Annotated in this window: 9 protein-coding genes; 7 read left to right on the top strand and 2 right to left on the bottom strand. The window is 74.7% G+C overall.

Annotated elements, in window-relative coordinates:
- The 4 genes from ACH9D3_RS05560 to dapF all read left to right on the top strand — a co-directional run.
- Positions 1 to 549: RecX family transcriptional regulator (locus tag ACH9D3_RS05560; RefSeq protein ID WP_396410178.1), on the top strand; the 549-nt coding region annotated here is incomplete at its 5' end.
- A 118-nt stretch (positions 550 to 667) separates the two neighbouring features.
- On the top strand, positions 668 to 2,197 hold the full coding sequence (gene miaB / locus ACH9D3_RS05555; protein ID WP_396410182.1) for a tRNA (N6-isopentenyl adenosine(37)-C2)-methylthiotransferase MiaB: 1,530 nt from the start codon (positions 668 to 670) through the stop codon (positions 2,195 to 2,197).
- Positions 2,194 to 3,114, top strand: a complete 921-nt coding sequence (miaA, locus tag ACH9D3_RS05550) for a tRNA (adenosine(37)-N6)-dimethylallyltransferase MiaA (protein WP_396410177.1) — start codon at positions 2,194 to 2,196, stop codon at positions 3,112 to 3,114. Before miaB ends, miaA begins: the two co-directional genes overlap by 4 nt.
- Before the next feature lie 200 nt (positions 3,115 to 3,314).
- A complete protein-coding gene (dapF, locus tag ACH9D3_RS05545; protein ID WP_396410181.1) occupies positions 3,315 to 4,244 on the top strand; it encodes a diaminopimelate epimerase in 930 nt (309 codons plus the stop codon).
- Between the two features lie 18 nt (positions 4,245 to 4,262).
- Here the strand turns inward: dapF and ACH9D3_RS05540 are convergent, their stop codons facing one another.
- The gene (locus tag ACH9D3_RS05540) at positions 4,263 to 4,925 is read right to left on the bottom strand and encodes a methyltransferase (protein ID WP_396410176.1); all 663 of its coding nucleotides are present in this window, start codon (positions 4,923 to 4,925) and stop codon (positions 4,263 to 4,265) included.
- A gap of 133 nt (positions 4,926 to 5,058) precedes the next feature.
- On the opposite strand from ACH9D3_RS05540, the gene hflX reads away from it, so the two are divergent.
- The gene (gene hflX / locus ACH9D3_RS05535) at positions 5,059 to 6,687 is read left to right on the top strand and encodes a GTPase HflX (protein ID WP_396410175.1); all 1,629 of its coding nucleotides are present in this window, start codon (positions 5,059 to 5,061) and stop codon (positions 6,685 to 6,687) included.
- Positions 6,688 to 6,691: 4 nt separating this feature from the next.
- Positions 6,692 to 8,770, top strand: a complete 2,079-nt coding sequence (locus ACH9D3_RS05530; RefSeq protein WP_396410174.1) for a helicase C-terminal domain-containing protein — start codon at positions 6,692 to 6,694, stop codon at positions 8,768 to 8,770.
- A 118-nt stretch (positions 8,771 to 8,888) separates the two neighbouring features.
- Here ACH9D3_RS05530 and lexA read toward each other — a convergent pair whose 3' ends face one another.
- On the bottom strand, positions 8,889 to 9,668 hold the full coding sequence (gene lexA, locus ACH9D3_RS05525) for a transcriptional repressor LexA (RefSeq protein ID WP_396410173.1): 780 nt from the start codon (positions 9,666 to 9,668) through the stop codon (positions 8,889 to 8,891).
- 344 nt (positions 9,669 to 10,012) lie between these two features.
- Between lexA and ACH9D3_RS05520 the strand changes: the two genes are divergently transcribed.
- On the top strand, positions 10,013 to 10,441 hold the full coding sequence (locus tag ACH9D3_RS05520) for a LysM peptidoglycan-binding domain-containing protein (RefSeq protein ID WP_396398936.1): 429 nt from the start codon (positions 10,013 to 10,015) through the stop codon (positions 10,439 to 10,441).
- Positions 10,442 to 10,571 lie beyond the last annotated feature (130 nt).

The following is a 10,571-nucleotide window of genomic DNA, read 5'->3' as shown; positions in this document are numbered from 1 at the left end:
CCGGCGCAGGATCCCGAACCCGACCCCCGGGAGGTGGCGCGGGCGATCGTCCTGCGCCAGCTCACCGCCTCGGCCAAGAGCCGCAAGCAGCTCGAGGACAAGCTCGCCGACCGCAACGTCCCCGAGGACGTCGCCCGGGAGGTGCTGGACCGGTTCGAGGAGGTCGACCTCGTCGACGACGCCCAGTACGCGCAGCTCTACGTCCGCTCCCGGGCGACCTCCCGCAAGCTCTCCCGCTCCGCGATCCGGAGGGAGCTCGCCACCCGCGGCGTCACGGGGGAGATCGCCGAGTCGGCGCTCGAGCAGCGGACGGACGAGGACGAGCGGGAGGACGCCGCCGAGCTGGTGCGCCGCAAGCTCCCGGCGGAGCTGGACCTGACGGACCGCGCCGCACGGGACAGGGCCGTGCGGCGGCTGGTCGGGATGCTCGGGCGGAAGGGCTACCCGCCCGGGCTGGCCTTCGCCGTCGTCAAGGACGAGCTCGAGGCGCGCTCCGGTGCCCCGGGAGCGGCCGACGAGATGGGCGGAGCCTGCCCGGAGAGCCCGTGACCGGGGCGCGTGCGTGCCCCGCCGCCGGCGCGCCGGTGTGTCCGCGAACGAGCGGCCGGGCGCGTGCTCCGTCGCGGACGGGACGGGAACGGCCCCCGGCCCGTAGAATCGACCGGTGATGTCGACCCCCGCAGCCCTGTCCCCGGTCCCGACCGCGTCCTCCGGCACCCCCGGACCGCGCTCCTACGAGGTGCGCACCTTCGGATGCCAGATGAACGTCCACGACTCGGAGCGGATCACCGGTCTGCTCGAGGCCGCCGGCTACGTCCCCGCCGCGGGCGGCGAGCCGGACCTGGTGGTCTTCAACACGTGCGCCGTGCGGGAGAACGCCGACAACAAGCTCTACGGCAACCTGGGCCAGCTCGTGCCCGCCAAGCAGCGCAACAAGGACCTGCAGATCGCCGTGGGCGGATGTCTGGCGCAGAAGGACCAGGACACGATCCTCGAGCGCGCCCCGTGGGTCGACGTCGTCTTCGGCACCCACAACATCGGCTCGCTACCCACGCTGCTGGAGCGCTCCCGGCACAACGCCGAGGCGCAGCTGGAGATCCTCGACGCCCTCGAGGTCTTCCCCTCGACGCTGCCCACCAAGCGGGACAGCGCCTACTCGGGCTGGGTGTCGATCTCCGTGGGCTGCAACAACACGTGCACGTTCTGCATCGTCCCGTCCCTGCGCGGCAAGGAGAAGGACCGCCGGCCCGGGGAGGTGCTCGCCGAGGTGCAGGCGCTCGTCGACGACGGAGCGGTCGAGGTCACCCTCCTGGGGCAGAACGTGAACTCCTACGGCGTCGAGTTCGGCGATCGCGGGGCGTTCGCCAAGCTGCTGCGCGCGTGCGGGGGGATCGAGGGCCTGGAGCGCGTGCGCTTCACGAGCCCGCACCCCGCGGCGTTCACGGACGACGTCATCGACGCCATGGCGGAGACCCCGAACGTCATGCCGCAGCTGCACATGCCCCTGCAGTCCGGGTCCGACCGGATCCTCAAGGAGATGCGGCGCTCCTACCGCTCGAAGCGGTTCCTCGGCATCCTGGACACCGTCCGCGAGCGCATCCCGGAGGCCGCGATCACCACGGACATCATCGTGGGCTTCCCGGGAGAGACCGAGGAGGACTTCCAGGCCACCCTGGACGTCGTGGCCGCCTCGCGCTTCTCCTCGGCGTACACGTTCCAGTACTCCGTCCGCCCCGGCACCCCGGCGGGCGAGATGGCGGACCAGGTGCCCAAGGCCGTGGTGCAGGAGCGCTTCGAGCGGCTCGTGGCCCTGCAGGACCGGATCGCGGCGGAGGAGAACCGGGGCGTCGTCGGGCGGCAGGTCGAGCTGCTCGTCACCGCGGAGGCGGGCCGGAAGTCCGGGCAGACCCACCGGCTCTCGGGGCGCGCGCGGGACCAGCGGCTCGTGCACTTCACCGTCCCGGACGGCGCCGAGGCCCCGCGGCCCGGGGACTTCGTGACGGTCGTCGTGACCGGCGCCGCCGCCTACCACCTCATCGCCGACCCCCGTTCCCCGCAGGAGTACGCGCTGCGGCGCTCGCGGGCCGGGGACGCCTGGGACCGCCGTCAGGCCGAGTCCTGCGGTGTCCCCGCGGCCCCGGGTGCTGCCGGCCCGCGGCCCGTGAGCCTGGGCATGCCGGGCCTGCCCGTCCGGTGACCGGCTCGGACCGGCCCGTCGTCGCGGTCGTCGGCCCCACCGGTTCCGGCAAGACCGCCCTGGGCGTCGAGCTGGCGCTGCGGCTGGACGGAGAGGTCGTCAACGCCGACTCCATGCAGTTCTACCGGGGCATGGACATCGGCACCGCCAAGGCGACCGCCGAGGAGCGGCGCGGTGTGCCGCACCACCTGCTCGACGTCCTGGACGTCACGGAGGAGGCGTCCGTGGCGGACTTCCAGCGCGCCGCGCGGACGTGCATCGCCGAGATCCGCTCCCGCGGCCGGGTCCCCGTGGTGGTGGGCGGATCGGGGCTGTACGTGCGCGCGGCCCTCGACGTGCTGGAGCTGCCCGGCACCGACCCCTCGGTGCGGGCACGGATCGAGGGCGAGCTCGCCGAGCGGGGTCCGGGCGCCCTGCGGGAACGGCTGCGTCAGGTGGATCCCGAGTCCGCCGCGCGCCTGCGGGACGAGCGGCGGCTGGTGCGCGCCCTCGAGGTGTGGGAGCTGACGGGCCGCCCGTTCACCTCGTTCATGCCCCGCCGCGAGTACGTGCAGCCCACGGTGCAGCTGGGCCTCGACGTCGACCGCGCCGAGCTGCGCACCCGGCTGGCACGCCGGGTCGGAGCCATGGTGGAGGCCGGCCTGGAAGCCGAGGTGCACGGGCTCGCACAGCGCGGGCTGCGCGAGGGCCGCACGGCGTCCCGCGCCCTGGGCTACGGGCAGTTCCTCGACGTGCTGGACGGGCGCGCCACCGTGGAGGAGGCGGTCGAGGCGACCGTGGTGGCCACCCGCCGGTTCGCCCGCCGCCAGCTCACGTGGTTCCGGGCCGACCCGCGCGTGCACTGGCTCGATCCGTCCGGGCCCGGTCTCGTGGAGCGGGCCGTGCAGGTCGTCGACCGGGCCGCGGCCCCGGCCTGACCGGCCGCGCGGAGCGTGGACCGGCGGTGACGGCCGGCAGGCCCCCGGCGGGGGCCGCGTATCATGGCCGGGTGACTTCCGCCCAGCCCTCGACCGCCCGCCCCGCTCCCGCCGCGCCCTCGACCGCCCGCCCGGCTCCCGCCCCGCGTCCGACGGCCGACCCGGACAGCGCCGCCGACACCGCCGGTGGGCCGGACGCCGTGACCGCGCCGGACGCCGCCCCCTGGGGGGAGCTGCGCGGCCGCGCCTTCGCGAAGGGACACGGCACGGGCAACGACTTCGTGCTGCTGAGCGACCCGCACGCCGAGCTGGCCCTGGACGCCGAGCTGGTCACCCTGGTCTGCGACCGCCACCGCGGCATCGGCGGGGACGGGCTGATCCGCGCCGTGCGCTCGGAGGCGCTCCCTGAGGGGCGGGCGGTCCTGGCGTCGGCCCCCGACGCCGAGTGGTTCATGGACTACCGCAACAACGACGGTTCCGTCGCGGAGATGTGCGGCAACGGCGTGCGGGTGTTCGTCCACTACCTGGTCCAGCGGGGCCTCGTCGAGGTCCCCGAGGGGGACGTGCTGCGCATCGGCACCCGCGCCGGCGTGAGGACCGTGGCCCGCACCGACTCCGGCTACGCGGTGGACATGGGCCCGTGGACCTTCCTCGACGGGGAGACGGCCCGCTCCCGCGGCTCGGACGCCGTCGTGACCGCTCAAGGGCTCAAGGTGCCCCGCCCCGCGCTGTCGATCGGCATGGGCAACCCGCACACCGTCGTGGCGCTCGCGGAGGGGGAGAAGCTCGACCAGCTCGAGCTGTTCACCGCCCCCGCCGTGCGCCCGGAGCCCGCGGACGGGACCAACGTGGAGTTCGTGGTGCCCGCGGACGGCGACGACGACGGCGTGGGCCGGGTGCGGATGCGCGTGCACGAGCGGGGCGTGGGCGAGACGCAGTCCTGCGGCACCGGGGCGTGCGCTGCCGCCGCCGCGACCCGCTTCTGGGGCGGCGCCACGGCGCCGGACCAGTGGCTCGTGCAGGTGCCCGGCGGGGTCGTCTCCGTGACGTTCGTCCCGGCACCCGACGGCACCGAGCACGTGGTGCTGGCCGGGCCGGCCGTGCTCGTGGCCGACGGCACGTTCGTCTGAGGACCGCGGCGCGACCGCTCAGGACCCGCGTTCGACGAGCAGGACCCGGAACCCCTTGTCGGTCGTGTGCCGGGAGACCCGGAACCCGTCGCCCAGCGCGGTCGAGAGCCACTTCTGCAGCGAGTCGGCGCCCAGGTTCTTCTGCACGACGAGCCACGCCGTGCCGCCGGCGGCGAGCCGCGGCAGCCACTGCAGGAGCAGCTCGTGCAGCTGCTGCTTGCCGATCCGGATGGGCGGATTGGACCAGATGGTGTCGAAGCGGCGCTCGGGCGGCACCTGCTCCGGGAGCAGCGCCTCGACGCCGGGCAGCCCCAGGGCCGCGGCGTTGTCCCGGGTCAGCCGGAGGGAGCGCTCGTTGACGTCCACGGCCGTGACGCGGGAGCCCGGGGCGGACCCCGCCAGGCTCAGGGCGACCGGTCCCCAGCCGCAGCCGAGGTCCAGCAGCTCCGCGCCCGCCGGATCGGGAACATTTTCCAGCAGCACGGACGTTCCCCTGTCGAGACCTCGCGGGCTGAACACCCCGTTGGAGGTCTGCAGCACGACCTCCCGCCCCCGCAGGCGGACCGTCACGGAGCGCCGCACCTCGGGTGCCGAGGGATCCTCGGAGAAGTAGTGCTCGGTCCCCGGGTTCGGGGTCGCCGGGCCGGCCACGGGATCGGGGGAGTCGGAACGCGGTGCCATAGCGCCCCATGCTACCGACCGCGCACGCCGGGCCCGCACCGTGGAGCCCGCCCGGCCGCGACGCCCCGCGCCGCCGGGATGTCCGGCGCCACCACTAGACTTGACCGATCAGCAGCTCGTTCCGAAAGGCACCATGACCCACCCCCGTGAAACCCCTGCCGAGCCCCGCACCGACGCGGAGCCCGGGAACGGCCTGAGCCGGCAGGACCTGGAGGACGTCGTCGAACGGGTGCTGTCCCGGGCGCGCGCCCGGGAGCAGGCCGCCGGCCAGGTCCCGGCCCCCGAAAGCGAATCCGCGGCGACGGGCCGGCTCGCCGGCCGGGCCCGCGAGCTCGCCGACGCCGGGGACGGGCACACCGTCCACGACGGCGGTCAGCAGGACCTCGAGGAGCGCCGCGCCCTGCGCCGCGTCGCCGGTCTGTCCACCGAGCTCGAGGACGTCACCGAGCTCGAGTACCGCCAGCTGCGCCTCGAGCGCGTGGTGCTGGCCGGGCTGTGGACCGAGGGCACGCTCGCCGAGGCCGAGAACTCCCTGCGGGAACTGGCGGCGCTCGCCGAGACCGCCGGCTCCGAGGTGCTCGACGGCATCGTCCAGCGCCGGACCAAGCCGGACCCGGCCACGTACCTGGGCTCGGGCAAGGCCAAGGAGCTGCGGGACATCGTCGCCGCGACCGGCGCGGACACCGTCGTCGTCGACTCCGAGCTCGCCCCCTCCCAGCGGCGCGGGCTGGAGGACGTCGTGCAGGTCAAGGTCATCGACCGCACCGGCCTGATCCTCGACATCTTCGCCCAGCACGCCAAGTCGAAGGAGGGCAAGGCGCAGGTCGAGCTCGCCCAGCTCGAGTACCTGCTCCCGCGACTGCGCGGCTGGGGCGAGTCCCTGTCCCGTCAGGCGGGCGGTCGCGCCGCCGCCGGTGAGGGCATCGGCTCCCGCGGACCCGGTGAGACCAAGATCGAGCTGGACCGCCGCCGCATCCGCACCCGCATGGCCAAGCTCCGCCGGGAGATCGCGGCCATGAAGCCGGCGCGCGAGACGAAGCGGCTCAACCGCCGCCGCAACTCCGTGCCGTCCGTGGCGATCGCCGGCTACACCAACGCGGGCAAGTCCTCGCTGCTCAACCGGCTCACCGACGCCGGCGTGCTCGTCGAGAACGCCCTGTTCGCCACCCTGGACCCCACCGTCCGCCGCGCGCAGACGCCGGACGGCATCGGCTACACGCTCGCGGACACGGTCGGCTTCGTGCGGTCGCTGCCCACGCAGCTCGTCGAGGCGTTCCGCTCCACCCTGGAGGAGGTCGCCGACTCCGACCTCGTCCTGCACGTGGTGGACGCCTCGCACCCCGACCCGGAGGGCCAGATCCGCGCCGTGCGCCAGGTCTTCACGGACATCGACGCCCAGAACATCCCGGAGATCATCGCGCTGAACAAGGTGGATGCGGCCGACCCCTTCGTGGTCGAGCGGATCCGGCAGCGCGAGCGCAACGTGGTCGTGGTCTCGGCCCGCACGGGCGAGGGCATCGAGGAGCTGCGGCAGCGGATCAGCGAGTCCATCCCGCGTCCGGAGACGGTGCTGGACCTCCTCGTCCCTTACCAGCGCGGCGACGTGGTCAGCCGCCTGCACGACTGGGACGCGGAGATCCTGCGCACCGAGCACCTGCCCGAGGGCACGCACCTGCTCGTGAAGGTCCGCGAGGACCTCGCGGCCGAGCTCGCGGAGTTCGCCCCCGAGCACGCTCCCGGCTTCGGCGCCGAGAGCGCCTGAGCCCGTGCCGGCCGCCTTCGTGGACGAGTCCGGGCAGGACGTCTCCGGGGTGCGCCCCGAGACGCTGCCCGGGGCGCAGGACGCGCTGGCCCTGCTCGACACCGCCGTGACCGCGATGGGCGGGCAGGTGCGGGACGGGCAGCGCCTGATGACGGCCAAGGTGGCCGAGGCCCTCGACCGCGGGCGACACCTGCTGGTCCAGGCGGGCACCGGCACCGGCAAGTCCCTCGCGTACCTGGCCCCGCTCGTCGAGCACGCCCAGCACGCCGACAAGCCCGTGGTCGTGGCCACCGCGACGCTGGCCCTGCAGTCGCAGATCGTGGGACGGGACGTCCCGCGCCTGCTGGCCGCCCTCGAGGGCGAGCTGGAGCGGGACGTGGACGTGGCGCTGCTCAAGGGCCGCAGCAACTACGCGTGCCTGCACAAGCTCGAGGGCGGCTATCCCTCCGACGACGATCCGGGAGCGCTCTTCGCCCTGCCCGACGCCGCCCCGCACCCCGGTGCCCCGCAGCCGGAGGCCGCCGAGAACCCCGGGCGGCTCGGCCAGGAGGTCCAGCGGCTGCGCGAGTGGGCCCGGTCCACCGGGACGGGGGACCGGGACGAGGTGCTCCCGGGCGTCAGCGACCGCGCCTGGCGTCAGGTGTCGGTCACGGCCAAGGAGTGCCTGGGGCGCAGTTGCCCGCTCTTCGAGGACTGCTTCGCCGAGCTCGCGAAGCAGCGCGCCGGCGAAGCGGACATCGTCATCACCAACCACGCCCTGCTCGCGATCAACGCGTTCGAGGGGATCACCGTGCTGCCGGAGCACGACGTCGTGGTCATCGACGAGGCCCACGAGCTCCAGGACCGGGTGACGGGCGCCGTCACCGGCCAGCTCTCCGCGGCGATGGTGCGCTCGGCGGCCGCGTCGGTGCGCAAGCACACCTCCGCGAGCCCCGACTCCCTCACGGCCGGGGCCGCCAATCTCGAGGCCGCCCTGATGGGCGCGCCGGCCGAGCTGCTGCACCGGGGCCTCGAGGACGCCCAGGCGGCGGCGGTGGCCCAGATCCGGGACGCCGCCCGCACCGTCATGACCGAGTCCAAGGCCGGTGCCGGGGAAAAGGACGGGGACGCCGGCCGGCAGATGGCCCGCTCCCGGGTGAGCGACGTCCTCGACCTGGCCGAGCGGATCCTCGCCGCCGACGAGCACCGTGAGGTGCTGTGGATCTCCCGGCAGGGCGGCTGGGAGCCCGGCCGCGGCTACGTCGCCGCCGAGGACTCCGACCCGGCGACCCTGCACGTGGCGCCGCTGAGCGTGGCGGGCACCCTGCGGGAGGGTCTCTTCGACGGCCGCACCGTGGTCCTCACCTCGGCGACCCTGTCCGTCGGCGCGTCCTTCGACTCCGCCGCCGGCGCCCTGGGACTCCGGGGCGAGGGCGCCCCGCGCTGGGAGGGCGTGGACGTCGGCAGCCCGTTCGACTACCCGAGACAGGGCATCCTCTACCTCGCCAAGCACCTGGAGAAGCCCGGCCGCCGCCTCACCCCGGCCCAGCTGGACGAGATGCTGGCGCTGCTCGAGGCCTCGCGGGGTGGCGCCCTGGGGCTCTTCTCCTCCCGCCGGGCGGCGGAGGAGGCGGCCGAGGCCCTCCGCGCGCGCACCGACCTGCCGATCCTCTGCCAGGGGGAGTCCTCGCTGGCGGGACTCGTGCAGGAGTTCACCGACGACCCCGCGACCAGCCTCTTCGGCACGATGAGCCTGTGGCAGGGCGTCGACGTGCCCGGTGCCTCGTGCCGGCTGGTGATGATCGACCGGATCCCCTTCCCGCGGCCGGACGACCCGCTCGCGAGCGCCCGGAGCCGCGCCGCGGAACGGGCGGGCGGCAACGGGTTCATGTCCGTCTCCGCGACGCACGCGGCGGTGCGGCTCGCCCAGGGGACCGGGCGGCTCATCCGTGCCGGCGGGGACCGCGGTGTCGTGGCGATCCTCGACTCCCGGATCGCGACCGCCCGCTACGGCGGCTTCCTGCGGGGAACCCTGCCGCCGCTGTGGACCACCACGGACCGGTCCGTGGTGCTCGGGGCGCTGCAGCGCCTGTCCTCGGGCTGAGGACGAGTCCGCCGGGGGAGACCTGTCCCGGGGGAGACCTGCGCCGGGACGATCCGGGCCGGACGCAACGGCGCCCGGGCCCTCCGTCGGAGGGTCCGGGCGCCCGGGGTGCGGCGGGTCAGAGGCTGCGCAGCACCGAGACGACCTTGCCCATCACGGTGGCGTGGTCGCCGAGGATCGGCTCGTACCGCGTGTTCTGCGGCAGCAGCCAGGTGTGGCCGTCCCGCTGGCGGAAGGTCTTGACGGTCGCCTCGTCGTCGAGCAGCGCCGCCACGATGTCACCGTTGTCGGCGGCGCTCTGCCGGCGCACCACCACCCAGTCGCCGTCGCAGATCGCGGCGTCGATCATCGAGTCGCCCTTGACCCGCAGCATGAACAGCTCGCCGTGCCCGACCAGCTGGCGCGGCAGGGCGAGGACGTCCTCGACGGCCTGCTCGGCCGTGATCGGCCCGCCCGCGGCGATGTGGCCGACCAGGGGGACCATCGTCACGTCCGCGGAGGTGGACAGCTCGGCCACCGCGGAACGGGCGGCAGGGCGGGCGGAGCCGTCCGGCTCGGCCGCGCCGGCCCCGCGCGGCGGCTCGGAGGGCTCCGGTGCGGTGCCCCCGTGCAGCTGCAGGGGCGTGAGCACCTCCATCGCCCGCGGACGCTTGGGATCGCGGCGCAGGTAGCCCAGCTTCTCGAGCTGCGAGAGCTGGTGGGTGACGCTCGAGAGCGAGGCCAGGCCCACGAGGTCACCGATCTCCCGCATGGACGGCGGATAGCCGTGCTCGGCGATGGAGCGCTGGATGGCCTCGAGGATCGTGCGCTGCCGCACGGTGAGGCCGCGGCTGCGCGAGCGCGCTCCGGGGCGTGCCGTCCGCGCGCGGGCGTCGTCGGGAGTGGGGGGCTGGGCCATGGGAGCGTCGTCCTTTCCCGTCCGGCGGCCGGTGCCGCCGCCGGTGTGCGCGGACCCGGTTCCGATGTCGGACCCGGGTGGTTCCATGGGACCCGGTCGGCAGGCGCCGGGGGTTCGAAGCGCGCACCGGCCCGAGGCCCGAACATGCCCCCAGCCTAGGCGACACGCCGTGTGTCTTCAAACATATGTACGAGCGGTTGTCGACAGGGTTCGCAGACACGTGCTAGACATGGGTCATCGGTATTCGAAAGTATGTTCGATCGAATGCAGGCCCCGACGGGCCGTCGACCGGACCGGAGTTCGAGATCGCCCGCCCCGTGCGGGAACGTCAAGGAGTTCATGTCATGAGTGCCAGTGCCACCCTCAGCGCCGTCGTCGCCCGCCGCCGCGAGTCCGCAGGATCCGCCCGAGGCCTCGGCCGCGCCCTCCGGCGGGCCCGCCCCGCGCGCTCCGGCTCCCGCACCCCGCTGACCCTGACCCGCCGCGGCCGCCTCGTGTTCCTGGGACTGCCCGTCCTCGCCGGTTCCGCCGCCCTGGTCGTGCTGGCCGTGATCTTCCTCGTCCCGTCCACGGCCACCGCCACGAGCGAGCCCGTGCCGGGCTCCGGCACCGAGCAGACCACCGTGTTCCCCGGGCAGAGCCTGTGGGAGCTCGCCGTGACCGCCGACCCGGACCGGGACCCGCGGGAGGTCATGGACGAGATCGTGGAGCTCAACGACCTGGACAGCTCCGTGCTCGTGGCCGGCCAGCTCCTCGAGGTCCCGGCCGCCTGAGCCGCCCGCCCCGAGCAGGAGGCCAGGGCCCGCGCCGGCACAGGGCGCCGGAGCCGGCTGCCGGAGCAGAGGCCCGCCGGCGTGGTGGGCCATGGCCGGCGCAGCGGACGACGGCCGGTGCAGGGGGCGA

It is taken from the genome of Kocuria kalidii (genome assembly GCF_044462225.1).
Taxonomy (GTDB): domain Bacteria; phylum Actinomycetota; class Actinomycetes; order Actinomycetales; family Micrococcaceae; genus Kocuria; species Kocuria kalidii.
The sequence above is the reverse complement of the archived record's forward strand: the minus strand, read 5'-3'. Positions and strand labels throughout refer to the sequence as shown.